At 75.8% G+C, this 26,428-nt stretch carries 25 protein-coding genes; 15 read left to right on the top strand and 10 right to left on the bottom strand.

Annotated features, from left to right (window positions below):
• Window positions 1-26: 26 nt before the first annotated feature.
• Together GNZ18_RS33870 and GNZ18_RS33865 are read right to left on the bottom strand one after the other, a co-directional pair.
• On the bottom strand, window positions 27-845 hold the full coding sequence (locus GNZ18_RS33870) for an ATP-binding cassette domain-containing protein (protein ID WP_312874893.1): 819 nt from the start codon (window positions 843-845) through the stop codon (window positions 27-29).
• 15 nt (window positions 846-860) lie between these two features.
• Window positions 861-1,691: an SDR family NAD(P)-dependent oxidoreductase gene (locus GNZ18_RS33865; RefSeq protein WP_156220736.1), complete on the bottom strand. Its 831-nt coding sequence runs from the start codon at window positions 1,689-1,691 to the stop codon at window positions 861-863.
• 156 nt (window positions 1,692-1,847) lie between these two features.
• On the opposite strand from GNZ18_RS33865, the gene GNZ18_RS33860 reads away from it, so the two are divergent.
• The 4 genes from GNZ18_RS33860 (at window position 1,848) to GNZ18_RS33845 (ending at window position 10,609) form a co-directional block, all read left to right on the top strand.
• On the top strand, window positions 1,848-3,224 hold the full coding sequence (locus GNZ18_RS33860; protein ID WP_156220735.1) for a M28 family peptidase: 1,377 nt from the start codon (window positions 1,848-1,850) through the stop codon (window positions 3,222-3,224).
• Window positions 3,225-3,425: 201 nt separating this feature from the next.
• Window positions 3,426-7,232, top strand: coding sequence for a Pls/PosA family non-ribosomal peptide synthetase (locus GNZ18_RS33855; protein ID WP_312874892.1), 3,807 nt, complete (start codon window positions 3,426-3,428; stop codon window positions 7,230-7,232).
• A 33-nt stretch (window positions 7,233-7,265) separates the two neighbouring features.
• On the top strand, window positions 7,266-8,543 hold the full coding sequence (locus tag GNZ18_RS33850) for a M1 family metallopeptidase (protein ID WP_214620305.1): 1,278 nt from the start codon (window positions 7,266-7,268) through the stop codon (window positions 8,541-8,543).
• A 56-nt stretch (window positions 8,544-8,599) separates the two neighbouring features.
• Window positions 8,600-10,609, top strand: a complete 2,010-nt coding sequence (locus tag GNZ18_RS33845) for a HelD family protein (RefSeq protein WP_156220733.1) — start codon at window positions 8,600-8,602, stop codon at window positions 10,607-10,609.
• Here the strand turns inward: GNZ18_RS33845 and GNZ18_RS33840 are convergent.
• The gene (locus GNZ18_RS33840; RefSeq protein ID WP_156220732.1) at window positions 10,599-11,261 is read right to left on the bottom strand and encodes a TetR/AcrR family transcriptional regulator; all 663 of its coding nucleotides are present in this window, start codon (window positions 11,259-11,261) and stop codon (window positions 10,599-10,601) included. The genes GNZ18_RS33845 and GNZ18_RS33840 overlap by 11 nt on opposite strands.
• 82 nt (window positions 11,262-11,343) lie before the next feature.
• Here GNZ18_RS33840 and GNZ18_RS33835 point away from each other — a divergent pair, with 82 nt between their 5' ends.
• Window positions 11,344-11,742 (top strand): nuclear transport factor 2 family protein, encoded by a 399-nt coding sequence (locus GNZ18_RS33835; protein ID WP_156220731.1) that lies wholly within the window; start codon window positions 11,344-11,346, stop codon window positions 11,740-11,742.
• 18 nt (window positions 11,743-11,760) lie between these two features.
• On the opposite strand, the gene GNZ18_RS33830 is transcribed toward GNZ18_RS33835, so the two are convergent.
• The 5 genes from GNZ18_RS33830 to GNZ18_RS33810 all read right to left on the bottom strand — a co-directional run bounded on the left by GNZ18_RS33830 (window position 11,761) and on the right by GNZ18_RS33810 (window position 15,915).
• A complete protein-coding gene (locus GNZ18_RS33830) occupies window positions 11,761-12,285 on the bottom strand; it encodes an SRPBCC family protein (RefSeq protein WP_156220730.1) in 525 nt (174 codons plus the stop codon).
• Window positions 12,286-12,289: 4 nt separating this feature from the next.
• Window positions 12,290-13,222 carry a 1-aminocyclopropane-1-carboxylate deaminase/D-cysteine desulfhydrase gene (locus GNZ18_RS33825; RefSeq protein WP_156220729.1) on the bottom strand — a complete coding sequence of 311 codons (933 nt, stop codon included), beginning with the start codon at window positions 13,220-13,222 and terminating at the stop codon, window positions 12,290-12,292.
• Window positions 13,219-13,863: an adenylate kinase family protein gene (locus GNZ18_RS33820; RefSeq protein WP_156220728.1), complete on the bottom strand. Its 645-nt coding sequence runs from the start codon at window positions 13,861-13,863 to the stop codon at window positions 13,219-13,221. Before GNZ18_RS33820 ends, GNZ18_RS33825 begins: the two co-directional genes overlap by 4 nt.
• Window positions 13,864-13,930: 67 nt before the next feature.
• Window positions 13,931-14,929 carry a Gfo/Idh/MocA family protein gene (locus tag GNZ18_RS43880; RefSeq protein WP_173390963.1) on the bottom strand — a complete coding sequence of 333 codons (999 nt, stop codon included), beginning with the start codon at window positions 14,927-14,929 and terminating at the stop codon, window positions 13,931-13,933.
• Entirely contained in the window at window positions 14,926-15,915 is a 990-nt protein-coding gene (locus GNZ18_RS33810; protein ID WP_216651526.1) for a nitrilase family protein, read from the bottom strand. Before GNZ18_RS33810 ends, GNZ18_RS43880 begins: the two co-directional genes overlap by 4 nt.
• 95 nt (window positions 15,916-16,010) lie before the next feature.
• On the opposite strand from GNZ18_RS33810, the gene GNZ18_RS33805 reads away from it, so the two are divergent.
• On the top strand, window positions 16,011-16,883 hold the full coding sequence (locus GNZ18_RS33805; RefSeq protein ID WP_156220726.1) for a LysR family transcriptional regulator: 873 nt from the start codon (window positions 16,011-16,013) through the stop codon (window positions 16,881-16,883).
• A 43-nt stretch (window positions 16,884-16,926) separates the two neighbouring features.
• Here GNZ18_RS33805 and GNZ18_RS33800 read toward each other — a convergent pair whose 3' ends face one another.
• Together GNZ18_RS33800 and GNZ18_RS33795 are read right to left on the bottom strand one after the other, a co-directional pair.
• The gene (locus GNZ18_RS33800) at window positions 16,927-17,496 is read right to left on the bottom strand and encodes a universal stress protein (RefSeq protein WP_173390965.1); all 570 of its coding nucleotides are present in this window, start codon (window positions 17,494-17,496) and stop codon (window positions 16,927-16,929) included.
• A gap of 185 nt (window positions 17,497-17,681) precedes the next feature.
• Window positions 17,682-19,055: a B12-binding domain-containing radical SAM protein gene (locus tag GNZ18_RS33795; RefSeq protein ID WP_156220724.1), complete on the bottom strand. Its 1,374-nt coding sequence runs from the start codon at window positions 19,053-19,055 to the stop codon at window positions 17,682-17,684.
• Between the two features lie 188 nt (window positions 19,056-19,243).
• On the opposite strand from GNZ18_RS33795, the gene GNZ18_RS33790 reads away from it, so the two are divergent.
• The 9 genes from GNZ18_RS33790 (at window position 19,244) to GNZ18_RS33750 (ending at window position 26,386) form a co-directional block, all read left to right on the top strand.
• Window positions 19,244-20,221: a sigma-70 family RNA polymerase sigma factor gene (locus tag GNZ18_RS33790; RefSeq protein ID WP_156220723.1), complete on the top strand. Its 978-nt coding sequence runs from the start codon at window positions 19,244-19,246 to the stop codon at window positions 20,219-20,221.
• Window positions 20,222-20,478: 257 nt separating this feature from the next.
• Window positions 20,479-21,231, top strand: a complete 753-nt coding sequence (locus GNZ18_RS33785; RefSeq protein WP_156220722.1) for a CoA transferase subunit A — start codon at window positions 20,479-20,481, stop codon at window positions 21,229-21,231.
• Window positions 21,231-21,896, top strand: a complete 666-nt coding sequence (locus GNZ18_RS33780; RefSeq protein ID WP_156220721.1) for a CoA transferase subunit B — start codon at window positions 21,231-21,233, stop codon at window positions 21,894-21,896. Before GNZ18_RS33785 ends, GNZ18_RS33780 begins: the two co-directional genes overlap by 1 nt.
• The gene (gene pcaH, locus GNZ18_RS33775; RefSeq protein WP_156220720.1) at window positions 21,893-22,561 is read left to right on the top strand and encodes a protocatechuate 3,4-dioxygenase subunit beta; all 669 of its coding nucleotides are present in this window, start codon (window positions 21,893-21,895) and stop codon (window positions 22,559-22,561) included. The genes GNZ18_RS33780 and pcaH overlap by 4 nt, the downstream gene beginning before the upstream one ends.
• The gene (gene pcaG, locus GNZ18_RS33770; protein ID WP_156220719.1) at window positions 22,561-23,166 is read left to right on the top strand and encodes a protocatechuate 3,4-dioxygenase subunit alpha; all 606 of its coding nucleotides are present in this window, start codon (window positions 22,561-22,563) and stop codon (window positions 23,164-23,166) included. The genes pcaH and pcaG overlap by 1 nt, the downstream gene beginning before the upstream one ends.
• A complete protein-coding gene (pcaB, locus tag GNZ18_RS33765; RefSeq protein WP_156220718.1) occupies window positions 23,156-24,349 on the top strand; it encodes a 3-carboxy-cis,cis-muconate cycloisomerase in 1,194 nt (397 codons plus the stop codon). The genes pcaG and pcaB overlap by 11 nt, the downstream gene beginning before the upstream one ends.
• On the top strand, window positions 24,346-25,161 hold the full coding sequence (locus GNZ18_RS43875) for an alpha/beta fold hydrolase (protein ID WP_312874891.1): 816 nt from the start codon (window positions 24,346-24,348) through the stop codon (window positions 25,159-25,161). Before pcaB ends, GNZ18_RS43875 begins: the two co-directional genes overlap by 4 nt.
• A complete protein-coding gene (pcaC, locus tag GNZ18_RS43870; RefSeq protein WP_156220717.1) occupies window positions 25,158-25,553 on the top strand; it encodes a 4-carboxymuconolactone decarboxylase in 396 nt (131 codons plus the stop codon). The genes GNZ18_RS43875 and pcaC overlap by 4 nt, the downstream gene beginning before the upstream one ends.
• On the top strand, window positions 25,550-26,386 hold the full coding sequence (locus GNZ18_RS33750; protein ID WP_308166411.1) for an IclR family transcriptional regulator: 837 nt from the start codon (window positions 25,550-25,552) through the stop codon (window positions 26,384-26,386). The genes pcaC and GNZ18_RS33750 overlap by 4 nt, the downstream gene beginning before the upstream one ends.
• Window positions 26,387-26,428 lie beyond the last annotated feature (42 nt).

The raw sequence follows: 26,428 nt of genomic DNA, 5'->3' as shown, positions 1-26,428 counted from the left end.
CGGTCGGGGGGCGGGAGTTCGGCCCATTATCCCCGGCGGGACACGCGGGGCGCGGCGGTCGCGCCGACCTCCGCGCGGACCTCCACGGGCGGGCCAGCCGCGACCACCCTCCCGGCGTCCAGGACGTGCAGGACGTCGCAGACCCCCATCGCCGGCTCCAGCCCGTCGCAGGCGACCAGTACCGCGAGGCCCTCGGCGGCGAGGTCGCGCAGCAGCACCTCCAGCGCCCGCGAGCGGCGCTCGGGCAGGGCCGTCCACGGCTCGTCCAGCAGCAGGACCGACGGCTCGGACGCCAGCGCGCGGGCGAGCCCCGCCAGCGCGGCGACCTCCGGCGGCGTCTCGGCGGCGCGCCAGCCGGCGAACTCGGCGACGCCGGCGCGGGCGAGGGCCTCCTCGGCGCGCCCCGCCGCGTCGGGGCGGCGGCGCCGGTCCCGGCCGAGGCGGTCGCGCCCGAACCGGTCCCGCGCGGACCGCTCGGCCGCCGCCCGCACGCTCTCCCGCAGGGTCGGACCGGGGAACGGCCACGCCCTCGGGCGCGCGGGCCGCTGGAACGCGCGGGCGATCCCGTGCCGGGCCCGCGCCCGCGCGGCGGTGCCGGTGAGGTCCTCGCCGTCGAGGTGGACGGTCCCCTCCGCCGGGCGGCGCACGCCGGCGATGACGTCGCACAGGGTGGTCTTGCCCGCGCCGCGCGGCCCGACCAGGCCGGTCACCGCGCCGGGCGGGGCGAGGAGCCCGGCGCCGTCCACGGCGGTCAGCGGGCCGAACCGCACCGTCACGTCCGCCACCCGCAGCCCCTCCAGCACCGTCATCCGCACCTCCGGGGCCATCGATGTGACGTGGGTCACGGTCGGGCCCTCACCTTACCCAGCGTCCCCGGACCGGGCAATCCTCCGCTTCCGCGCCCACTCCTTGACGCCCGCGACGAACGCCTCGACGTCGGCGGCCTTGCCCGAGGCCATCTCCTCGAACCAGGCCGGGACGTACCGCTCGAACCGGCCCGTCTCCAGGACCTCCAGGACGGCGGCGGCGACGTCCTCGGGCGGCAGCGCGTCGGACAGGTCGCTCAGCGGCGGCTCGTCCCCCGGCCGCGAGAACAACTCGGTGTCGATGATCGCGGGCTGGACGACGTGGGCGTGCACGCCCGTCCCGTCCAGGTCGACCGCCATGCTCTCCCAGAACGCCGTCAGCGCCGCCTTGGACGCGGCGTAGGCGCCTTCGTGCGGGGGCCCGAGCCGCGCCGCCACCGAGCCGACCGCCACCAGGTCCCCGCGCCCCCGGGCGGTCATCCCCGGCAGCAGCGCCAGCGCGAGCCGGACGGGCGACAGGTAGTTCAGCAGCATCACCTCCTCGGCCTCGGCGGCCGACAGGTCCTGGACGCGGCGCCGCTTCGGCATCCCGGCGCACGCGACCAGCACGTCGACGCCGCCGAGCGCCTCCTCGGCCGCCGCCGCGAGCCCCGGGAGGCCGTCGAGACCGGCCAGGTCCGCCGTCCAGCTCACCGAGCCGGGGGAGTGCGCCCGGCACCGCTCCAGCACCCGCGCGAGCCGGTCCGCGCGCCGCGCGACCAGGCCCACCCGCGCGCCCGCCAGGGCGAGGGCCTGCGCGGTGGCGGCGCCGATCCCCGACGAGGCGCCCGTCACCAGCGCGGACCTCCCCGCGAGCGTGCTCACTCCATCACTTAGCGTGGTCATGGGGACCACGGTTCCGCACGGATCCCCGTGGGGCAAGGCGCAGCGCGCCGGTCACGGTTCGGTTGCGGGAACCTTCATGATCTTGTCCGCAATGAGTGTTAAACGTAGTTTCGCGGCCATCAGGCGCCCCCTGTCGACACCACCCGAGGAGACGCCATGCCCGAGTCCCCCCGTCGCCCGCTCGACCGGTTCCCCCGCCGCGAACTGCTGGCCGGCGCCGCCGCCCTCGCCGGTCTCACGACCGTGGGCCTGCTTCCCGGCACCGCCTCCGCGGCCGGGCAGCGCCCCGGCGCGGCGCGCGGCCCCGCCCCCACCCCCGGCGACACCGCCGTCACCACCCGCGTCAGCGCCCGCCGCGCGCTCCGGCACCTGCGGGTGCTGAGCGACGACATCGGCTGGCGCGTCACCGGCACCCGCCGGGAGCACCGCGCGGCGCACTACATCGCCGGGACCCTCCGTGATCTCGGTTACACCGTCGAGCTCCAGCCGTTCTCCGTCCCCGACAAGAAGCTCGCCGAACTGCGCGCCGGAGGGGAGCACTGGCAGAGCGCCGCCGCGACCCTCGGCGCGGCGGGCCGCGCCAAGGGCCGCGTCACCGACCTCGGCGAGGCCACCGAGGTCACCGCCGACCTCACCGGGCGGATAGCGCTGTTCACCCGCGTCCCCGGCAAGGAGCAGGCCCAGGCGCAGGCCGCCGCCGCCAAGGGCGCGCGGGCCGTCCTGATCGTCAACGTGCGCAGCACCACCTACCCCGAGCGCAAGGCCGCCACGTTCTTCCCCGCCCTGGAGGCGCCCGTCCAGGTCCCGGTGCTCGGCCTGGCCGAGCACCACGGCGAGCTGATCCGCGAGGGCGTGCGCGCCCTGTCCCTGGAGGTCACCGCGCACACCGGGCTGACCTCCCACAACGTCATCGCCGAACGCCGCGCGACCCGGCCCAACCCGGGCGGCCGGGCCGTGATCGTCGGCGCCCACTACGACAGCGTCCCCGGCTCGCCCGGCGGCAACGACGACGGCAGCGGCACCGCCCTGTGCCTGGAGCTGGCCCGCGCCACCCGCCGCCTGCCCACCCAGCAGGACCTGCGGTTCTGCCTGTGGGGCGCCGAGGAGCTCGGGCTCGTCGGGGCGCGGCACTACGTCAAGGGGCTCGACGACGCGGCCGCCGCGCGGATCACCGGCTGCTTCCAGAACGACATGGTCGCCACCAGCCACCCGGCGGCGGACACCTACTGGCTCCTGTCGGTCGACGGCAAGCCCAACACCACCACCACCGCGATCGCGGGCGCCGCCGAGCGGCTCGGCTACACCGGCCGGACCAAGGGCCCCGCCGCGCGCGGCTCCAGCGACCACGAGGCCTTCCACGAACGCGGCATCGCCGCGGGCAACTTCAGCTGGCGCGGGGAGGCCCCGAGCCAGCTCGAACCCGTCTACCACACCCCCGAGGACACCGTGGAGGGGAACATCAGCCTCGAACGCCTCCAGATCTCCCTGGAGCTGATCGGCTGCGCCGCCTACGACGTCGCCCTCAACGGCTGACCGGCACGCTCGGCTACGGGACGCTCGCGTCCCGTAGCCGAGTGGTTCACGGGCGTCAAGTACAGTGTCCGGTTTGGCGGCGGAAGAGGGGCCGCCGGCCACCTGGACACCGGGGGAGACTTGAGTCCGCTTCTCGCTGAGACCGCGCGTGCCGTCTACCGATCGACACGGAGCGCGCCGCCCCCGCGCACCCTGCTCGACGTGCTCGACGCGACCGCGCTGCGGCACCCGCACGCCCCCGCGCTGGACGACGGGGCGGCCCCGCTCGACTACTCCGGGCTGCTCGCCGAGGCGTCGCTGCTGGCCAAGGAGCTGGAGGCGGCGGGCGTCGGGCGCGGCGACCGGGTCGGCGTCCGCGTCCCCTCCGGCACCGCCGACCTGTACGTCGCGATCCTCGCCGTGCTGACGGCGGGCGCCGCCTACGTGCCGGTGGACGCCGACGACCCCGACGAGCGCGCCGCGCTGGTCTTCGGCGAGGCGAACGTCTGCGCCGTCGTCGGCGAGGGCCGCGCGATCACCCTCACCGGCGTGCCCGGCGGGCGCGCCGGGCGGCCGGAACCGGACGACGACGCCTGGATCATCTTCACCTCCGGCTCCACCGGCCGCCCCAAGGGCGTCGCCGTCACCCACCGCTCCGCCGCCGCGTTCGCCGACGCCGAGGCGCGGCTGTTCCCCGCCCGCCCGTCCGACCGGGTCCTGGCGGGCCTGTCGGTGGCCTTCGACGCGTCCTGCGAGGAGATGTGGCTGGCGTGGCGGCACGGCGCCTGCCTGGTGCCCGCGCCGCGCGCGCTCGTCCGCGCGGGCGTCGACCTCGGGCCCTGGCTCGCCGAGCGGGGGATCACGGTCGTCTCGACCGTCCCGACCCTCGCCGCGCTGTGGCCCGCCGGATGCCTGGACGGCGTCCGGCTGCTGATCTTCGGCGGCGAGGCGTGCCCGCCCGAGCTGGCCGCCCGGCTCGCCGTCCCCGGCCGTCAGGTCTGGAACACCTACGGCCCCACCGAGGCGACCGTCGTCGCCTGCGCCGCGCCGCTCGGCGGCGGCGCCCCGGTCCGGATCGGGCTGCCGCTGGACGGCTGGGACCTCGCCGTCGTCGACGCCTCCGGCGAACCCGTCGGGCCCGGCGAGACGGGCGAGCTGGTCATCGGCGGCGTCGGCCTGGCCCGCTACCTCGACCCCGCCAAGGACGCCGAGAAGTACGCGCCGCTGCCCTCCCTCGGCTGGGACCGCGCCTACCGCAGCGGCGACCTCGTCGTCGCCGACCCCGCCGGGCTGGTCTTCGCCGGACGCGCCGACGACCAGGTCAAGCTCGGCGGCCGCCGGATCGAACTCGGCGAGGTCGACGCCGCGCTCCAGGCGCTGCCCGGCGTGACCGGCGCCGCCGCGGCCGTCCGCGCGACCCCGACCGGCCACCAGGTCCTCGTCGGCTACCTCGTCACCGGCGAGGAGTTCGACGGCGACGCCGCCCGCGAGCGGCTCCGGGACGCGCTGCCCGCCTCCCTCGTCCCCCGGCTCGCGACCGTCGCCACCCTCCCGACCCGGACCTCCGGCAAGGTCGACCGGGACGCGCTGCCGTGGCCGCTGCCCGGCGCCGACCCGGCGGACGAGGCGGGCGCCGAGCCCCTCACCGGCGCCGAGGAGTGGCTGGCCGCGCGGTGGGCCGAGGTGCTGGGGGAGACGCCCGACCGCCCCGGCGCCGACTTCTTCGCGCTCGGCGGCAGCAGCCTCGGCGCCGCCCGGCTGGTGTCGGCGCTGCGCCCGCGCCACCCGTCCGTCGCCGTCGGCGACGTCTACGAGCACCCGACCCTGCGGGGCCTCGCCGACCACCTCGGCGACGGCGAGCCGCAGGAGGAGGCACCGGCCCCGGCGCGGCGGGAGCCGGTGCGGCCGGTGCCGCGCCGGTTCGCCGCCGCCCAGACCCTGCTGATGGTCCCGCTGCTCACCCTCGGCGCGATGCGCTGGGCGACCGGCCTCGCCGCGTTCGGCAACCTCGCCGGGTTCGCGTGGGCGCCGAGGGTGTCGTGGTGGGCGGTGCTCGCGGGCGCGCTGCTGTTCGTGGCGCCGGTCGGCCGGATGGCGCTCGCCGCCGCCGGGGCCCGGCTGCTGCTGCGCGGCCTGCGTCCCGGCGCGTACCCGCGCGGCGGGTCGGTCCACCTGCGGCTGTGGACGGCCGAGCAGCTCGCGGCCCGGCTCGGCGCGGCCGAGCTGTCGGCGGCACCCTGGTTCGCCTTCTACGCCCGCGCGCTCGGCGCCCGCGTCGGCCCGGATGTCGACCTGCACGCCCCGCCGCCGATCACCGGGATGCTCCGGATCGGGCGCGAGGCCGCGATCGAGCCCGAGGCCGACCTGACCGGCCACTGGCTCGACGGCGACATCCTGCGGGTCGGGGAGATCCGCGTCGGCGCCGGAGCCGTCGTCGGCGCCCGCGCCGTCCTGTTCCCCGGCGCACGCGTCGGCAAGAACGCCCAGGTCGCGGCCGGTGCCGCGGTGACCGGACGGGTCCCGGCAGGGCAGCGGTGGGCGGGCGCCCCCGCCGTCCGCCGCGGCAAGGCCCGCCGGCCCGAGGGCCCCGGCCGACCGCCCCGCACCCGCCGCTGGACGCTCGCCTACGGCGCGACCGCCGTGCTCCTCGGCCTCCTCCCGCTGCTGGCCGCGCTGCCGGGCCTGGCCGTCCTCGGCCTGTCCCTGCGCGGCACCGCGACCCTCGGAGAGGCGCTGGCCGCCGCGCTCCTGGCCGTCCCCGCCGCCACGCTCGCGGGCCTCGCGACGTTCGCCGCCGCGACCCTGGCGGCCGTGCGGCTCCTCGGCGCCGGCCTCCGCGAGGGCGAGCACCCCGTGCACAGCGCGCAGGCGTGGCGGGCGTGGGCCTCCAGCCGGCTGATGGGGATGGCGCGGGTCTGGCTGTTCCCGCTGTACGCGAGCATCCTCACCCCCGCCTGGCTGCGCGCCCTCGGCATGCGCGTCGGGCGGGACGTGGAGGCCTCCACCGTCCTCGCGCTGCCCGCCATGACCTCGGTCGCCGACGGCGCCTTCCTCGCCGACGACACCATGGTCGCCCCCTACGAGCTGGGCGGCGGACGGATGCGCGTCGCGCGGGCCCGCATCGGCAAGCGCGCCTTCCTCGGCAACTCGGGCATGGCGGCGCCCGGCCGCAAGGTGCCCAAGGGCGGGCTGATCGGGGTGCTGTCGGCCGCGCCGAAGAAGGCCAAGGCCGGCGCGTCCTACCTCGGCCTGCCGCCGGTGCGGCTGCACCGCACCGCCGACACCGCCGACCAGTCCCGCACCTACCGGCCCTCCCGGCGGCTGAAGGCGGCGCGCGCGGCCGTCGAGGCGTGCCGGGTCGTCCCGGCGATGGGATGCGTCGCCGTCGGCGTGCTGGCCGCCGCCGCCCTCGCCTGGCTCGCCTCCTCCTACGGGCCCGCCGTCGCGGTGCTCGCCTCCGGCCTGGTGCTGGCGGCCGCCGGGGCGCTCGCCGCCGCCGTCGCGACCGCCGCCAAGTGGGCGCTGGTCGGCCGGATCGCCCCCGGCGACCGGGAGCTGTGGAGCTCGTTCGTGTGGCGCAACGAGCTGGCCGACAACTTCGTCGAGGTGCTCGCCGCGCCCTGGTTCGCCGAGCCGTGGCTCGGCACCGCCCCGCTCAACCTGTGGCTGCGCTCGCTCGGCGCCCGGATCGGACGCGGCGTCTGGTGCGCCACCTACTGGCTGCCCGAGGCCGACCTCGTCCGGCTCGGCGACGGCGCGTGCGTCAACCAGGGCTGCGTGCTCCAGACCCACCTGTTCCACGACCGGATCATGAGGGTCGATACCGTCGTGCTGGAGGGCGGGGCGACGCTAGGCTCGGGCGGGGTGGTCCTCCCCGCGGCCTCGATCGGGGCGGACACCACGGTCGGACCCGCGTCCCTGGTCACGCGCGGCGAGCAGCTGCCCGCCCGCACCCGGTGGCTCGGCAACCCGATCGCGGCCTGGGCCCCGCCCGCACGCGACCGACGCCGCGCCCGGCGCCCTGCCTGAGGCCGCGACCGACCCGGAGGACCCGACCGCCCAGTGAACTACTTCCCCGACCACGGCGACGACGGCTACCAGGTCGGGCGCTACGACCTCGGCCTGGACTACCGCGTCGGCCCCAACCGGCTCGCCGGCACCGCGCGGCTGTCGGCCACCGCCGCGGGCGGGCTCGACCGCCTCGCCCTCGACCTCGGAACGTTCCGCGTCGGCAAGGCGCTGGTGGACGGCGCGCCCGCCCGGTTCCGGCACCGGCGCGGGAAGCTGCACCTCACCCCGGCCCGGCCGATCGATTCCGGCGCGGAGTTCACCGTCGAGGTCCGCTACACCGGCAACCCCTCCCCGGTGCCGAGCCCGTGGGGCGGGCTCGGCTGGGAGCAGCTCACCGACGGCTCGATCGTCGCGGGGCAGCCGACGGGCGCGCCGTCCTGGTTCCCCTGCAACGACCGCCCCGACGACAAGGCCCGCTACCGGATCACCGTGACCACCGCGTCGGCCTACGAGGTCGTCGCCAACGGGCGGCTGACCGGCAGGCGCCGCACCGGCGCGAACACCACCTGGGTGTACGAGCAGGACGAGCCGATGGCGCCCTACCTGGCCAGCGTGCAGATCGGCCGCTACCAGTTCCTCGAACTGGAAGGTCCCGTCCCGCAGCACGTCTTCTTCCCCTCGTCGGCCGAGCGGGACGTCCGGCACGACTTCGGCCGCCAGGGCGCGATGCTCAGCGCGTTCACCCGCCTGTTCGGCCCCTACCCGTTCGGCCTGTACACGGTCGTGGTCGCCGACGACGAGCTGGAGATCCCCGTCGAGGCCCAGGGAATGTCGATCTTCGGGACCAACCACGTGGACGGGGAGCGCGGCCAGGAGCGGCTCGTCGCGCACGAGCTGGCCCACCAGTGGTTCGGCAACAGCCTCACGGTCGGGTCCTGGAGCGACATCTGGCTGCACGAGGGGTTCGCCACCCACGCCGAGTGGCTGTGGTCGGAGGAGTCGGGCGGCGAGCCCGCCGCCGCGCACGCCCGCCGCTGGCACCACCGCCTGGCCGGGCAGCCGCAGGACCTCGTGCTGGCCGATCCCGGCCCCGGGGACATGTTCGACGACCGCGTCTACAAGCGCGGCGCCCTCGCCCTGCATGCCCTCCGCGGCGTCATGGGCGACGAGGCGTTCTTCGGCGCGCTGCGCGAGTGGACCTCGGAGAACCGGCACGGGACGGTGACCACCGACGCCTTCACCGCGCTCGCCGACCGCCATGCCGGGCGCTCCCTGGAGGCGTTCTTCACCGCCTGGCTGCGGGAAAAGGAGCTGCCGCCGCTGCCCTGAGTCGGTAAGGTCGTGGGTTTCGCCCACGTCCCCCTCGTCTCAGGAGGTCCGCGCGCATGCCCGCCGAACCGTCGACCCTCGCAGCCGAACGGGCGCATCTCGCCGAGTCCCGCGCCGCGCTGCGCCGGATGCGCGAGCACGCTCAGGGACTCTCCGCCGACGTCGCGGCCGACTGGGTGTCCAAGCAGTTCCTGGAGTCCCTGCTCGACCAGCGGGTCGCCGCGCTCGCCGACCATCCCGACACCCCGCTGTTCTTCGGCCGGATGGACCGCGACGAGGACGGCCCGCCGGATCTGCCGGCCGTCATGTACGTCGGGCGGCGGCACGTCCACGACGGGCCCGAGGGGCGGCCCCTCGTCCTGGACTGGCGGGCCCCGGTGTCGCGGGCGTTCTACCAGGCCGGCCCCTCCGACCCGATGGGCTGGCGGCTGCGGCGCCGGTTCGGGTTCGAGGGCGGCGAGCTGACCGCGTTCGAGGACGAGCCGCTCGACCGGGGCGACCGGGGCGGGTCCGGCCCCTCGCAGATCCTCACCCGCGAGATCGAGCGGCCCCGCACCGGCCCGATGCGCGACATCGTCGCGACGATCCAGCCCGAGCAGGACGTCCTCGTTCGCGCCGACCTGCCGCGCACCGTGTGCGTGCAGGGCGCACCCGGCACCGGCAAGACCGCCGTCGGCCTGCACCGGGCCGCCTACCTGCTGTTCACCCACCGCGAGCGGCTGTCGCGGTCGGGCGTGCTGATCGTCGGACCGAACCGCGCGTTCCTCGCCTACATCGCGGCGGTGCTGCCCGCGCTCGGCGAGGTCCGCGTCGACCAGGCCACGATCGACGACCTGCTCGGCGCGCCGTCGGGGGAGGAGCCGGCCGCCGTGTCGGCGCTGAAGGGCGACGCGCGGATGGCGCGCGTGCTGCGCAAGGCGCTGTGGGCGCACGTCCGCAAGCCCGAGGAGGGGCTGGTCGTCACGCGCGGCGCCTCCCGCTACCGGCTCGCCGACCACGAGGTCAGGGAGCTGACGGCGGCGCTGCGCGGCACCACCCGCTACGGCAGCGGGCGCGCCGCCCTCGCCCAGCGGCTCGCCCACCAGATCCTGGTGCGGATGGAGCAGCGCGGCGAGGCGCCCGACGACCGCGTCCAGGACCAGGTCGCGCGCAGCAGGCCCGTGAAGACGCTCCTCGACCAGGTGTGGCCCAAGGTCACCCCCGAGCAGGTGCTCCACCGGCTGCTGTCGGACGCCGGGTTCCTGCGCGCCGCGGCCAAGGGCGTCCTGGACGAGGACGAGCAGGCCGCGCTGCTGTGGGCCAGGCCCGCCCGCTCGCACCGCTCCGCCCGCTGGACCGCCGCCGACCGCGCCCTCCTCGACGAGCTGGCCGACCTGACCGAGCGGACGGCGTCGATCGGCCACCTCGTCCTGGACGAGGCGCAGGACCTGTCGGCGATGCAGCTCCGCGCGCTCGGCCGCCGCTGCGGGACCGGCTCGGCGACCGTCCTCGGCGACCTCGCGCAGGGCACGACGGCGTGGTCGGCGCGCTCCTGGGCGGAGGTGCTGACCCACCTCGGGCAGGAGGGCGAGGTCACCGAGCTGACCCTCGGGTTCCGCGTGCCCGGCACCGTGCTGGACTACGCCGCCCGGCTGCTCCCGCATGTCGCGCCCGGCCTGGAGCGGCCGCGCTCGCTGCGCCTGGGGGCGGGGGCGCTGGAGGTGCGCCAGGTCCCGGACCTGGTCGCGGGCGCCATCGAGGCCGCGCGCGAGGCGCTGGAGCGACCCGGGTCGGTCGGCCTGATCGTCCCGGACGCGGAGGCCGCCGCGCACGCCGCCGCGCTGGAGGAGGCCGGGCTCGCGCCCACCGTGCTCAGCGCCGACTCCGACGGCTCCGGGCGCCTGCTGGTCATCCCCGCGACGCTCGCCAAGGGCCTGGAGTACGACCACGTGGTCGTGGCCGGGCCCGCCGCGATCGCCGCCGCCGAGCCGCGCGGCCTGGCGCGCCTGTACGTCGTGCTGACCCGCGCGGTGACGTCGCTGACCGTCCTGCACCGGGGCGACCTGCCCGCCGAGCTCAGCGCCTGACCGGGCCGCCCGGGGCCGGAACGCGCGGCGCGGGCCCCTCGCGGCGCGCGGGCGGGCGCAGCCCGTCGAAGGCGATCGCGAGGACGTCCTCGCCAGCGCCCACGCGCGCGGCGGCGTACGACAGGCCCGCCAGCAGCGCCATCACCTGCGCGGGGCCCACGTCGGCGCGGACGGCGCCCGCCTCCTGCGCCCGCGCGAGCAGCGCCCCGACCGCCGAGCGCAGCGCGGGCCGCGCCCGGCCGCCCGCGCCGTCGAGGCCCGCCTCCGCGACCGCCTCCGCCACCGCGCGCTCGGCCGCCGCCTGCCCGACCACCCGCGTGAAGAAGCCGAAGAACGCCGCGCCCGGGTCGTCGGCCGCCAGCAGGCCGCGCGCGTCGTCGGCGAGGCGCTCCAGCAGGGCCGCGAGCACCGCCTCCAGCAGCGACTCCTTGGTCGGGAAGTGCCGGAACACCGTCCCGATGCCGACGCCCGCCTCCCGCGCGACCTCCTCGGTGGACGCCGAGGTGCCCCGCGCGGCGAACACCGCCTCCGCCGCCGCGAGCACCTTGGCGCGGTTGCGCAGGGCGTCGGCGCGCAGCGGCCGGCCGGTCGCGGAACTCGATGTGGCTCCTGGCACGGCGCCGGACGCGGCGCCGGGTGCGGCAGGGGTCATCGTCGCCTTCCGATTGACAAGCGGAGTCGTGGCTCCATATTTTCCTACGCAGCAGGACCTCCGATTGTAGGGAAGAGAAGCCATGTCCGAGTTCGCCAGCCCCCGCGCCGTCCTCCTGCGGCTCCTCGACGGGGTGACCGCAGGCAGGCACGAGGGGCTGCCGAGGCTGTACGCCGAGGACGCGGTGGTCGTGCACCCCCTCGCCGAGCCCGCCGCCCGGATCGAGGGCCGCGCGGCGCTGCGCGAGCACTACGCCCGGCTGGAGCGCCTGCCGCTGGAGATGACGACGCGCAACCTCGTGGTCCACCAGACGGCCGACCCCGAGGTGATCGTCGCCGAGTTCGAGTACGCGGGCCGCAACACCGAGACCGGGCGCGGGTTCGTGGTCCCGAACGTCTTCGTGCTGCGCGTCCGCGACGGGCGCATCGTGGAGTCGCGCGACTACACCCAGCACCGCGCGTTCGAGGAGGCGATGGCCTAGCGGGAGTCCCGCCGGGGCTCAGGCGCGGGCCGCCCCGGCCTCCGCCAGCGCCTTCACGCCGCTGAGGTTGTCGGACATGCTCTGCCGCAGGTCCCGCATGCGGCCCGCGACCAGCTCGACCTCGCGGTCGGGCATCGCCTCGATGACGGTGCTGAGGTGGGAGCGGCCGGGGCCGAGCCGCATCGACTGGCGCACCCGCGTGCCCGCGCCCTCCGCCGTGAGCGTGTACTTCCAGGCCGAGGACGGCTGGACGCCGTCCAGATCGCCGACGGTGAAGGAGAAGACCCGCCCCGGCTCGCACTCCACCACCGTGCAGTGGCTCGTCCAGGCGCCGATCACCGGGTGCTCGTTGCTGCCCTCGAAGCGGTGGCCCGGCGCCGGGCCGCCCGCGCCGCCGACCCACCGGGCTCCCTTGAGCTCCTGGCTGAACCGGGCGGGCAGACCGGGGTCGGACACCAGCTCCCACACGGCGGCGGGCGGGGCGTCGACGAGGACGTCGACCTCGATGACGGGACAGTCGGCGTAGCGGGGCGCGTCGGTCATGGCCTCACGGTAGAGAGGCCCGCTTCCCCGGCGCAACAGTCCCGGACGGGCCGGAAAGGCCGGTGTCGGACGCGCCCGCCGGCCCCGTCACGACGGCCGCGACGCGGGTGCCGCGAGGGAACCTCCCGCGCGCCGCGAGGGCGTAGATCCCGGCCATCATCTTCGCCACGTAGACGCGCTCCAGGACGAGGCCGTGGCGGTCGGCGAAGCCGTCGGCGAACGCGTCCAGCGCGGCGGTGCGGCGGGCGTAGCCGCCGAAGTGGAAGCCGTGCTCGACGCTCCACGCGCCCCGCCGCGTCCCGTAGGCCTCGCGCTGGAGGCGCTCGACCTCGCCGTCCATGAAGCCGCCCCGCAGCACCGCGAACCCCAGCGCGCGCTGCCCCGGCGCCAGGCCCGCCGCGAGCCCCGCCAGCGTGCCGCCCGTCCCGCAGGGGCAGCACACCACGTCGAAGCCGCGCAGCTCGGCGCCCAGCTCCGCGCACCCCCGCACGGCGCGCGCGTTGCTCCCGCCCTCCGGCAGCAGGTAGAAGTCGCCCCACCGCTCGCGCAGCATCGCCACCACGTCGGGTTCGTGCTTGCGGCGGTAGGCGGCGCGGTCCAGGTAGTCCAGGCGCATGCCCATCCCCTGCGCGTGGGCGAGGGAGTCGTTCAACGGCAGGTGCTCCTCGCCCCGGATCACCCCGATCGTGGCGAACCCGTAGAGCCGCCCGGCTGCCGCCGCGGCCCGGATGTGGTTGGAGTAGGCCCCGCCGAAGGTGAGCAGCGTCCCCCGCTCCCTGGCGGGCGCGATGTTGTGGCGCAGCTTGCGCCATTTGTTGCCAGGCAGATCCGGGTGGACGAGGTCGTCCCGTTTCAGGAACAGCCGCACCCCGTGCGCGGCGATCCGGTCGTCCTCCAGTTCCACCACCGGCGAGGGCGCGGCCCCGGGCGGGGTCATTTCGGCGCGGGCAGCCCGAGCCGCTCCCGGATCGTCCGCTGCACGGTCGCGATGTCGGGCGTCGCGTCCACCGTCACCACGTACTCCTTGCGGCCGAACAGCTCCAGGATCGGGTCGGTCTTCTCGCGGTAGGTCCGCAGCCGCTCCGCGACCGCCTCCTCGGTGTCGTCCTCGCGGGCCACGAGGTCGCCGCCGCACACGTCGCAGCGGCCCTCCTGCGTGGGCCGGTCGGCGATCAGGTTGTAGTCCATCCCGCACCGGGAGCACAGCCGGCGGGCCAGCACGCGGCGGCGCACCTCCGCGTCCGGCAGGTCCAGGTGGATCACCCCGTCGATGTCGTAGCCCTCCAGGAAGAACTCCGTCTGCCGGCGGCTGCGCGGGAACCCGTCGATGATGAACCCGCAGTTCCAGTCGTGCTGGTCGAGCCGGTCCCGGACGACGCCCTCCACGAGGTCGTCCCCGACCAGCTCCCCGGCCGCCATCGTGCGCCGCACCTGCGCGCCGAGCTTGGTGTGGTTCTTGACGTGCCAGCGGAAGATGTCGCCGACGCTGATGTGCACCAGGTCCAGGTCCCGCGCGAGCAGCAGGGACTGGGTCCCCTTGCCGCTGCCCTGGGCGCCGATGATGACGTACTTTCGCATCTCCGCACCCTATGCAGGGCAAGTAGAACATTGGGCCAAGCTTCTCATCGTGCGGGAGCAATTTTCCCTAGCGGTCCGCCGATCTCGGCGCCCAGGCGTGTTCCGGCGACCGGCGCAGTTCGTCGAGGACGCCCAGGATGTCGCGGGTCTCGTCGAGGGGCACGAGGGCCGATTCCAGGCGTCCGGCGCGCAGGCAGGCGGCGACCTCCGCGGCCTGGTAGGTGTAGCCGTGGCCGTCCAGCGTGACGCCGAAGGTCTCCGGCGGCGCGCCGTCGCGCATCAGGGTCAGGCCGTCGGGGCGCCAGAACGGCGCCGCGACGTGGATGCGGCCGGTGGTGCCGATCACCGTCGCCGTCTGGGGCGACTCGGCCCGCAGGCCGCAGTGCAGCATGGCCACCGCCCCGGAGGAGTAGCCGAACACGATCGCGGTGTTGGCGTCCACGCCGGTCGGCGCGGGGACGGAGACGGCGCGCGCCTGGTCGGGCGGGCCCAGCAGCATCCAGGCGAACGACACGGGGTACACGCCCAGGTCCAGCAGGGCGCCGCCGGCCAGCTCCGCCGACCAGACCCGGTGCCGCGGATCGTAGGGGACGTCGATGCTGAAGTCGGCGTAGACCGCTTGGACCCGGCCGATCGCGCCGTCGCCCACCAGCCGCCGCAGCCGGGCCATGACGGGGTTGAACCGGGTCCACATCGCCTCCATCGCGAACCGGCCTCGCGCGCGGGCCAGCGCGATCAGGTCGTCGGCCTCGGCGGCGGTCGTGGTGAAGGGCTTCTCCACCAGGACGGCCCGCCCGGCCTCCAGGCAGGTCCGGGCGGCGGAGTGGTGCACGTTGTGCGGCGTGGCGATGTAGACCACGTCCACCTCGTCATCGGCGGCCAGGTCGGCGTAGGAGCCGTGGTGGCGCGGCAGGCCGTGGCGCCGGGCGAAGGCCGCGGCGGTGGCGGGGGAGCGGGAGCCGACCGCCGCGACCGCGTGGTCGGGCAGCCGCAGGAGGTCCTCGGTGAACCGGTGGGCGATGTTCCCGGTGCCCACGATCCCCCACCGGATCGGCGCGGCGCTCACGGACGGCGCTCCACGGCGACCGGCTCGGTGGAGAAGCGGGCGGTGCGGGGGTCGCGTTCGTCCCCGAACCGGCGCGTGAGGATCCCGTACAGCTCCGGGCGCCGCCCCTGGATCCAGCGCCGGCCGGTCGACATCGGCAGCAGGCCGAGGTCGAGGTCGGCCACGACCATGGCGTCGGCGGCGGCCCAGGTCTCCTCGATGATCCTGCCGTACGGGTCGAGGATCATCGCGTTGCCCGTGCGGATCTCGTCGTCGTCCACCCCCACGCCGTTGCTGAACAGGATGAACAACCCGTTGTCGTGGGCGCGGGCGGGCAGCCAGCGCAGGAGCCACTCGCGTCCGTTCGGCCCCCGCAGTTCGGCCTCGATCGCCTCCGGATCGCGGTCGCGGCGGTGCCACAGCCGCGCGGGGATCGGCCGCATGCCGTGCGGGCTGCGCGAGGCGGTGCCGCCGGTCTGGTGCGGCGCCAGGAGCACCGACGCGCCCATCAGCGCGACCGCCCTGACGTTCTCGACCAGGTTGTTGTCCCAGCAGATGAGCACGCCCAGCCGCACGCCCCAGGGGGTGTCGAAGACCGTGTAGGCGTCGCCGCTGTCGATGGCCGGGTGCTCGAACGCGTGCAGCTTGCGGTGGTGGTGGACGACGCCGTCCGGCAGGCACACGGCATAGCTGTTGAACAGGCGTCCCTGGTCGTCGACCTCCAGGAAGCCCACCCCGGCGCCGATGCCGAGCTCGGCCGCCAGCTCGCGGACGAAGGTGACGGACGGCCCGGTCACGGGCTCGGCGAGCTCGCGCAACCGCGCGGCCGGCTGCCGGCGCAGATGCCAGTAGCCGACCAGGCACATCTCCGGGAAGACGACGACCCGCACCCCCTCGGCGGCCGCCCGCCGCATGAAGTGCTCGACCCTCGACAGGTTGTGGGCCTTGTCGTCGGGCCGGGGTTCGAACTGCACGCTCGCGCAGCGCAGGGTCGACTCTGGGCTCACCCGCCGCCTCCTCGTCCTCGTGTCGATCGCCAGCACACCGCACCGCGCTCCCATTCGTCCAATGAATACTTCCTTCTGTTCGATAGAGTCGTGGAATGGATGTTGTCCTGCTCCGCGGCTTCCTGGCGATCGCCAAGCACGGGCACTACGGCCGCGCGGCGCACGAGCTGTCGATGACGCAGCCGACGCTCACCAAGCAGATCCAGTCCCTGGAGTCGCGGGTCGGGGGCCGGCTGTTCGAGCGCGGACGCCACGGCGCCAGGCTCACCGACCTCGGCGCGGTCCTGCTGCCCGAGGCGCGGGACCTCGTGCGGCGGGCCGACGCGCTCGCCGACCGGATCGACCGGATGGCGCGCGGCGAGGCGGGACGGCTGTCCGTCGGCTTCGGGCTCTCCAGCATCGAGCTCGCCCCGCGCGCCGTGGCCGCCTTCCGGCGCCGCCATCCCGACGTCGACGTCACCCTCGACGACATGTCCTCCCAGGTGCAGCTCGACCGGCTCGCGGCGGGCGAGCTCGACGTCGGTTTCGTCCGCCTTCCCATCGCGCGCACCTGGGGTCACGTGCCGCTGGCCACCGACCGCCTCGCCCTCGCCGCGTCCGACCCGCATGAGCAGCCGCCCGGCAGCGCGGCGGACGTTCCGCGCTGGGCCGGCCGCCACCGGTTCATCCAGCTCGCCCGCTCCAAGGGCCCCGGACTGTCCGGCCAGATCGACCGCCTCTGCGCCGCGCTGGACACCCGCCCGCACGTCATCCAGGAGGCGCACGACCTCCAGACGGTGCTGGCGCTCGTGGCCGCCGGAGTCGGCACGGCGTTCGTGCCGGCCAGCGCCGGCCGCATCGCGCCCCCGGCGGTGACCATCATGCCGATCGAGCACCCGGCGGCGGAATGGCAGATCGGCGCCGCCTGGAATCCTCGCCGCGTCACGGCCATGACCACCGATTTCCTGGCCCTGGCGCAGAACCCGTGAAGCCCTGGTGACGCGCTCGGCCGGGCCGGTGCCGCGTCCTGGGTCAGCGCGGCAGGCGGAGGCGGCGGCCGAGGCGCCGGAAGCGGAACCGGTCGGGGGCGCGCCCGGCCTCGCGCGGCGGGGCGGTGTCCTGGGCGGCCAGGCACTCCAGCAGCGTGTCGAACGCCGGCGGGCGCACGCAGACCAGGGTGGCGTGGGCGCGGCGGGCGCAGTGCAGCCGGACCGAGGGGCGCAGCAGCCGCGAGAACGGGCCCCGCGCGCCGTGCCCGACGACCAGGATGTCGTCGTCGCCCGCGAGCCTGACCAGCGTCGCGCCGGGCTCCCCGACGAGCGCCAGCGCCGTGAGGTCCACGCCGTCCGGCGGGCCGCCGCACACCTCCTCCAGCAGCCGGGCGATGAGCTCGGCGCCGGAGGCGCGCAGCGCCTCGGTGACGCCCGAGCCCAGCTGGCCCGCCGCCGAGACGTGCGGCGGCAGCGGCGCCGCGTGGGCCACCAGGAGCGGCAGCCTGCGGAGCCGGGCCTCGCCGACCGCCCAGGAGAGCGCGCAGCGGGCGCCCGCGGAGTCGTCGACCCCCACGACGACGCGGGGGCCGCCCTCCGGTCTGGCGATCACGGTCCCTCCCGAGGCCGACGGTGCGGGGTTCCTAGGGTGCAGGCATACCCGCTCCGGCGGAAGTGTTTCGCGAGGAGGAATGAAGAGTTCCCGCGAAATGACGGGACCGTGGCCTGCGAGAAGGGCGGGATTTCCCGTTTGGGCGAAATATTGGGGCCATTGCGGCGGCGGGCGGCGCGTCGCGCTCAGGAGGCGGGCCGCGTCCCGAATCCGGACAGGATCGACTCCAGCAGCGGCAGCGCCCGCCCCGCCCGCTTCGCCCGGATGAGCACGTCCCACGCGGGTTCGAACTTCTTCCAGCCGCCCGCGTACGCGGCGTGCCGGGCCTTGCCCCGCAGCGTCGGCTTGGACGCGGCGCCGCGCATGATCGCCCCCCACCGGTAGAAGTCCTTGTAGGCGCGCCAGTAGCCGTCCTCCAGCTGCCGCGCGGTCATCTTCGCGGGCTTGAACACGACGGTGCGGGTGTCGTAGCGGTCCCAGTCGCTGTGCAGCAGCCGGTCCGCCTTCGCCATGCGCTCGTAGAGCCGCGTCCCGGGATAGGGGGTCAGGATGTGGAAGGTGGCGGTCTCGACGCCCTGGCCGACCGCCCAGTCGACGGTGCGGCCGAACACGTCGGGGTCGTCCTCGTCCATGCCGAACACGAAGCTGCCGTTGACCATGACGCCGTGGTCGTGCAGCCGCCTGATCACCTGGCCGTAGTCGCGGTCGATGTTCTGCCACTTGCGCTGCTCGGTGAGGTTGGCGGCGTTGACGGTCTCGAACCCGACGAACAGGCTCCGCAGGCCCGACTCGACCGCCTTCTCCAGCAGCCCCGGGCGCAGCACCGCCTGGACGGTCCCGGCGGCCTGCCAGAGCCGTCCCATGCCCCGCATCCCCTCGAACAGGGCGCCCGCGAACCGGGCGTTGCCGAACAGGTGGTCGTCCAGGAAGTACAGGTGGCGGCCGGGCAGCCGGTCGATCTCGGCCAGCGCCGCGTCCACGGTCTGCGTGTAGAACGACTTGCCGCCCTCGAAGAACGCCTCCTTGTAGCAGAAGTCGCAGACGTGGGGGCAGCCGCGCGACACCACGATCGAGTTCGGCACCAGGTAGCGGCGCCGGTCGATCAGGTCGCGGCGGACGGGCGGCAGCCCCGCCAGCGTCCGCTCCGTCGAGTCGTAGCGCGGCGCCGGGCGCCCGGCGCGCAGGTCGGCGAGGAAGCGCGGCCAGGTGTCCTCGCCCGGCCCGAGGAAGACCGTGTCGGCGTGCCGGGCGGCCTCCTCCGGCAGCGAGGTCACGTGCAGGCCGCCCAGGCACACGTGCGCGCCCCGCGCCCGGTAGCGGTCGGCCAGCGCGTACGCGCGGCGGGCGGAGGTGATGTAGACCTGGATCACCACCAGGTCCGGCTCGTCGGCCGGGTCGAGCGTGTCGACGTGCTCGTCGACCAGCCGCACCTCGTCGTCCGGGTCGAGGTACCCGGCGAGGGTCGCGAGGCCCAGCGGGGGGAACAGCGAGTACTTCACCGGCCGGAAGAACGGGGACGTCGCCTCGGTCAGGGCGGGCAGGATCATCGTGACGCGCATACCCTCACGATCACCGCGGCCCGCGCGTGATTCGTGGTCGCCGTGTGAAGATTCTGTGCAGGTCAGCGCATAGGATGGGGGCTCGCGCACGCGTTTTGTCGGTGCCGGCGCCTACCGTCTCCCGCAGGACCTCCGGAGGCGGACGAGCGGTGCCGCCCGGGCGACGCCGAGTGAAGGTGATCACCAGTATGGCGAACAGCACCCTGGACACAGACCACGACTTCCAGAACCAGGCCGATCCCTACCGGCGGGAGCTGCTGGCGCACTGCTACCGGATGCTCGGCTCCATCCACGACGCCGAGGACCTCGTGCAGGAGACCTACCTGCGCGCCTGGCGCTCCTACGGCGACTTCGAGGGCCGCTCCTCGCTGCGGACGTGGCTGTACCGGATCGCCACCAACGTCTGCCTCACCGCGATCGACCAGCGCGGGAACCGGCCGATGCCCTCCGGCCTCGGCGGGCCCACCGACGACCCCGAGCGGCCCGTGGTGGCCTCGCCCGAGGTGCCGTGGCTGGAGCCCGCGCCCGACGCCGTCCTCGGCGCCGACCCCGCCGACCCGGCCACGATCGTCGCCGCGCGGGAGAGCACCCGGCTGGCGTTCGTCGCCGCGCTCCAGCACCTGCCCGCCAAGCAGCGGGTCGTGCTGATCCTGCGGGACGTGCTGAAGTGGCGGGCGGCCGAGGCCGCCGAGCTGCTCGGCACCTCCACCGCCGCCGTCAACAGCGCGCTCCAGCGGGCCCGCGCGCAGCTGGAGGAGGTCGCCCCGCTGCGGGACGAGCTCGTCGAGCCCACCGACCCCGCCCAGCGCGACCTGCTGGAGCGCTACGCGAAGGCGTTCGAGGACGCCGACATCGAGAGCCTGGTCGCCATCTTCAAGAAGGACGCGGTGTGGGAGATGCCGCCCTTCCCCGAGTGGTACGTCGGCGTCGACACGATCGTCCGGCTCATCATCGCCCAGTGCGGCCCCGAGCCCGGCGAGCTGCGCACCCGCCCGGCCGCCGCTAACGGCCAGCCCGCGTTCGGGGTCTACAAGCGCGACGAGGAGGGCGTGCACCGCCCCTACCAGCTGCACGTGCTGTCGGTCACCGGCGAGGGCCTCGCGCAGGTCTCCGCGTTCTTCGACACGACCCTGTTCCCCACGTTCGGGCTCCCCGAGACGATCTGACCGCGGTGCGCCGACGCGGTGCGCCGACGCGGTGCGCCGACGCGGTCCGCTCACTCGGTCCCTGGCCGCAATCCGTCCACGCTCCGTCCACGCTCCGTCCACCTCCCGTCGCTCCGCCCGCACCCCGGATTTTCCGGTGACCGGAAACCCGGGAGCCCCACCGGCCCCGGCGGCTGCCAGGGTGGGACTCGGCGGCCGTCCGCGTGGCGCGCCGCGCAGGCGTGCCAGGTCGGCCCGCCGGGGGGAATGGGAGGCACATGGACAAGGTCGTGGCCTCGGCGGCGGACGCCGTCGCGGACGTCGGGGACGGCGCGTCGCTGGCCGTCGGCGGGTTCGGGCTCTGCGGAGTGCCCACGGTCCTGATCGCGGCCCTGCACGACCGAGGCGCGCGGGATCTGCGGATCGTCTCCAACAACTGCGGGTTGGACGGACGCGGCCTCGGGCAGCTCCTCGCCGCGGGCGCGATCGCCCGCGCGATGGGCTCCTACGTGGGCGACAACAAGGAGTTCGCCCGCCAGTACCTCGCAGGGGAGCTGGAGGTCGAGCTGATGCCGCAGGGCACGCTCGCCGAGCGGCTGCGCGCGGGCGGCGCGGGCATCCCCGCCTTCTACACCCCCGCCGGGGTCGGCACCCAGGTCGCCGACGGCGGCCTGCCGTGGCGCTACGCCCCCGACGGCACCGTCGCGGTCGCCTCGCCCGCCAAGGAGGTCCGCGAGTTCGGCGGCCGGGAGTACGTGCTGGAGGAGGGCATCCGCACCGACTTCGCGCTCGTCCGCGCGGCGGTCGGCGACCGGCACGGCAACCTCGTGTTCGACAAGGCCGCCCGCAACTTCAACCCGCTCGCCGCGATGGCGGGCCGGGTGACGCTGGCCGAGGTCGAGCGGCTCGTGGAGCCCGGCCAGATCGACCCGGACGCCGTGCACCTGCCGGGCGTGTTCGTCCAGCGCGTGGTCGAGCTGACCCCCGAGCAGGCCGCCGACAAGCCCATCGAGAAGCGGACGGTGCGCTGATGCCCTGGTCCAGGAACGAGATCGCCGCCCGCGCCGCGGCCGAGCTGCCCGACGGCGCCTACGTCAACCTCGGCATCGGGCTCCCGACGCTGATCCCCGGGTACGTCCCGGACGGCAGGCACGTGGTGCTGCACGCCGAGAACGGGATCCTCGGCGTCGGGCCCTACCCGGCCGAGGACGAGGTCGACCCCGACCTGATCAACGCGGGCAAGGAGACGGTGACGGCGCTGCCCGGCGCCGCCTGCTTCGACTCCTCGCTGTCGTTCGGCATGATCCGCGGCGGCCACATCGACATCGCCGTGCTCGGCGCGATGCAGGTCTCCGCTCGCGGCGACCTGGCCAACTGGTCCGTCCCCGGTAAGATGATCAAGGGGATGGGCGGGGCGATGGACCTCGTGCACGGCGCCCGCAAGGTGATCGTCGTGATGGGGCACACCGCCCGCGACGGCTCCCCCAAGATCGTGGAGGAGTGCACGCTGCCGCTGACCGGCGCCCGCTGCGTCGACCGGATCATCACCGACCTCGGCGTCCTGGACGTGACCGGCGGCGGCCTCGTCCTCGTCGAGACCGCGCCCGGCGTGTCGCCGGAGGAGGTCCAGGCGGCCACCGGGCCCGCGCTGGACGTGCGCGTACCCGAGACCGCCGCGGAAGGAGGCACGGCATGACGCACCCCCCGTACCTGTCGCCGGACTACCGGAGCACGGTCCTGCGCGCTCCCGCCCGCGACCTCGTCATGCCGAAGCTCGGCCCCGACAGCGTCGAGCTGACCTCGCCGGTGTTCGGCCACCACGAGCTCGGACGGCTGGACGAGGACCTCACCCGCCGGCACGCCGGCGAGCCGCTCGGCGAGCGGATCATCGTGACCGGCCGGGTGCTGGACGGCGCCGGGCGCCCCGTCCCGGACGCGCTGGTGGAGGTCTGGCAGGCGAACGCGGCGGGCCGCTACGCCCACCTCGGCGACCAGCACCCCGCGCCGCTCGACCCGAACTTCACCGGCGCGGGCCGCTGCCTCACCGGCGCCGACGGCCGCTACCGGTTCGTCACGATCAAGCCCGGCGCGTACCCGTGGCGCAACCACCCGAACGCCTGGCGGCCCGCCCACATCCACTTCTCGGTGTTCGGCACCGCGTTCACGCAGCGGCTGGTCACCCAGATGTACTTCCCGGGCGACCCGCTGTTCGCCTACGACCCGATCTTCCAGTCGATCCCGGACGTGAAGGCCCGCGAGCGGCTCGTCTCCCGGTTCGACATGGACACCACCGAACCCGAGTGGGCGCTCGGCTACCAGTGGGACATCGTGCTCGGCGACACCCCGATGGAGACGACCTGATGACCACCCCAGCACAGGCGGCGCCGGCGGAGGCGCCCCAGGCGCCCGCGGCGGCGCGCACGACGCCGGGCCTCACGCCCTCGCAGACCGTCGGGCCGTTCTTCGGCTACGCGCTGCCCTACGCCTCGGGCCCCGAGGTCGTCCCCGGCTGGCGGGCGGACGCGATCACCGTCCGGGGCCGGGTGCTCGACGGCGCCGGCGACCCGGTGCCCGACGCGCTGGTGGAGATCTGGCAGGCCGACGAGACCGGCGAGGTCCCGGCCCGGCCCGGCGCGATCGAGCGGGCCGGGCACGGGTTCTCCGGCTTCGGCCGCTGCGGCACCGACCCCGCCGGGGGCTTCTGGTTCCGCACCGTCAAGCCCGGCGCGCCCGGGGCCGGGGCGCCCTACATCGCCGTGCTCGTGTTCGCCCGGGGCCTGCTCAAGCCCGTCGCGACCCGGCTGTACTTCCCCGAGGACGCGGCGTCCCACGCCGCCGAACCGCTGCTCGCCGAGCTCCCCGAGGACCGCCGCGCGACGCTCGTCGCCGAGCCCGCCGGGGACCGCGAGTACCGGTTCGACGTGCGCCTCCAGGGCGAGCGGGAGACGGTCTTCCTTGCGTTCTGAGGGCTCTGCCGAGGGTCCGGCGCCGGCGCCGGACGCGGGGCTGCTGTCGCCCGTCCGCGCCGGGACGGAGGCGGAGGCCGCCACCGGCGACGCCGCCTACCTGGCCGCGATGCTCGACGCCGAGGCGGCCCTCGCCCGCGCGCAGGCGCGCCTCGGCATCATCCCCGGGGACGCGGCGGAGGCGATCGCGGCGGCCGCCGCGTCCGGCCGGATCGACCTGGTGAGCGTCGCGCGGCGGGCCCGGGGCGCGGGCAACCCGGTCGTCCCGCTGGTCGCGGACCTGCGGAAGCTGGCCGGGGACGCGGGTCGGCACGTCCACAAGGGCGCCACCAGCCAGGACATCGTCGACACCGGCGCGATGATCGTCGCGTCCCGCGCCCGGCGCGGGACGCTCGCCCACCTCGGCCGGGCCCTGGACGCGCTGGCCGGGCTCGCCGAGCGGCACCGCGACACCCCGATGGCGGGCCGGACGCTCGGGCGGCAGGCGCTGCCGACGACGTTCGGCGCGAAGGCCGCCGGATGGCTGGTCGGCTGCCTGGAGGCCCGCGACCGGCTCCGCTCCGTCCCGCTGCCCGCGCAGCTCGGCGGCGCCGCCGGGACGCTGGACGCCCACGGCGACCTCGCCCTCGACCTCGCCGACGCGTTCGCCGACGAGGCGGGCCTCGCGCGGCCCGTCCTGCCCTGGCACACCCGCCGCGGCCCGGTCGCCGACCTCGCCGCCGCGCTGGCGCTGGTCGCCGGGGCGCTCGGCAAGATCGCCACCGATGTGTGGCTGCTCGCCCAGAGCGAGGTGGACGAGGTCGCCGAGGCCGCCGGGCCCGGCCGGGGCGGCTCGTCGGCCATGCCGCACAAGCGGAACCCGGCGCTGGCGACGCTGGTGCGGTCCGCCGCGCTGCAGGTCCCCGCCTACGCGCAGGTCGTGCTGGCCGCGCAGGCCGCGCCGCTGGAGCGGCCGGCGGGGGAGTGGCACGCCGAGTGGCAGCCGCTGCGCGAGTGCCTGCGCCTCACCGGCGGCGCCGCCGAGACCGCCGCCGAGCTGGCCGGCGGCCTGGAGGTCCGCACCGACCGCATGCGCGCCAACCTCGACGCCCTGCTGGACGTCCTCGGCGAGGACCCGGGCCCCGGCGCCGCGCCCGCCCTCGTCGACCGAGCCCTCGACGCCTACCGGAGGAACCCCGCGTGACCCAGCCAGACCAGCCCGGCCGTTTCAGGGCGTTCGGCCCGTCGGGCGTGCCCCGGTACCGGCTCGACGGCCCGGACGGCGCCCCGCTCGTCGTCCTCGGCCCGTCCCTCGGCACCTCGGCCGACCTGTGGCTGCCGCAGCTCCCCGAGCTGGCCCGGACGCGCCGCGTCCTGCGCTACGACCTGCCCGGCCACGGCGAGGCGCCACCCACCGACGGCCCGTTCACCGTCGAGGACCTCGCCGACGGCGTCGCCGCGCTCCTGGACGGGCTCGGCGTCGCCGAGACCGCCTACGCCGGGGTGTCGCTGGGCGGCGGCGTCGGCACGGCGCTCGCGCTGCGCCACCCGTCCCGCGTCGCCTCGCTCGTGCTGTGCTGCACCTCCCCCACCTTCGGCGGGCCGGAGCCGTGGCGCGAGCGGGCCGCGCTGGTCCGCCGCGAGGGCGTGGAGCCGCTCGCCGCCACGTCCCCCGGCCGCTGGTTCACGCCCGGCTTCACCGGCGCCGCGCCGTATGTGGCGATGCTCCGCGCGACCGACCCCGGGGGCTACGCCGCCTGCTGCGAGGCCCTCGGCCGCTTCGACGCCACCGGGCGGCTCGGCGAGATCACCGCGCCCACCCTCGTGATCGCCGGGGAGCTGGACGTCGCGACCCCGCCGGCCGGCCACGCCGACGTGCTCGCCGCCGGGATCCCGGGGGCCGCGCTGACGGTCGTGGAGGGCGCCGCGCACCTGGCCAACGCCGAGCGGCCCGGCCCCGTCACCGCCGCGATCACCGCGCACCTCGACCGCACGGCGAAGGGATCCGTCCGATGAGCGACGAACGAGCGGGCGGCGACGCCGAGCGGCACGCGCAGGGCATGGCCACCCGGCGGGAGGTGCTCGGCGACGCCCACGTCGACCGGGCGGTCGCCCGCACCGACGCCTTCACCGCCGACTTCCAGGACATGATCACCCGGTACGCGTGGGGCGAGATCTGGTCCCGCCCCGGCCTGGACCGCAGGACGCGGAGCTGCATCACGCTGACCGCGATGGTCGCGGGCGGCCACCTGGACGAGCTGGCCATGCACGTCCGCGCCGCGCGCCGCAACGGGCTGACCCGCGAGGAGATCAAGGAGGTGCTCCTCCAGACGGCGATCTACTGCGGGGTCCCGGCCGCGAACTCGGCTTTCGCCGTCGCTCAGCGGGTACTGGCCGAGGAGGAGTGAGCGCCGCGCGCGCGGCGACCGGAAAGGGAACGGCGGTGGAGCGGGGGCGCCCGAGCAGCGTGACGGGCAAGGTGATGGCGATCCTGAACGCCTTCGCCCTCGGCGACGTGCGCCTGAACCTCAGCGAGATCTGCCGCCGCGCCGGGCTGCCGCTCGCCACCGGCCACCGCCTCGTCGGGGAGCTGGCCGCGGGCGGCTTCCTGGAGCGGGTGCCCGACGGGACGTACCGCATCGGCACCCGGCTCTGGCGCATCGGCAGCCAGGCGCCCGCCGTCACCGGCCTGCGGGAGCTGGCGCTGCCCCACATGGAGGACCTGTACGAGGCCACGCACGACAACGTCCAGCTCGCCGTGCGGCGCGACCTGCGGGTGCTGGTCGTCGAGCGGCTGCGCGGCACCCGGTCGGTGCCCGTCCTCACCCAGGTCGGGCAGACGCTGCCGCTGCACACCACCGGCCTCGGCAAGGTGCTGCTCGCGCACGCGCCGCCGGAGGTGCTGGAGCAGCTGATCGCGGGCGGGCTGACCCGGCACGCGGCCCGGTCCATCACCGACCCCGACGAGCTGCGCGAGAGCCTGGAGCAGGTCCGCCGCACCGGCTACGCGATCACCCGGGACGAGATGACGCTCGGCGCCTCCTCCGTCGGCGCGCCCGTCCGCGACTTCGACGGCGAGGTCGTCGCCGCGCTGTCGCTGGTCGCGCGGACCCGCAGCGCCGACCCGCGCCGGCTGCTGCCGCCCTTGACGACGGCGGCCCGGGCGCTGTCGCGCGACGTCGCCGCGCACTGGCGCGGGCGTCCGGACATGTTTTCCGTTGACCGGAACGCCAGGGCCTGAACCTGCGGCGACACCCGCGAGCATCTCCGGGTGAGGCGAAGA

The sequence above is a fragment of the Actinomadura litoris genome (assembly GCF_009733595.1).
GTDB lineage: Bacteria > Actinomycetota > Actinomycetes > Streptosporangiales > Streptosporangiaceae > Spirillospora > Spirillospora litoris.
The sequence above is the reverse complement of the archived record's forward strand: the minus strand, read 5'-3'. Positions and strand labels throughout refer to the sequence as shown.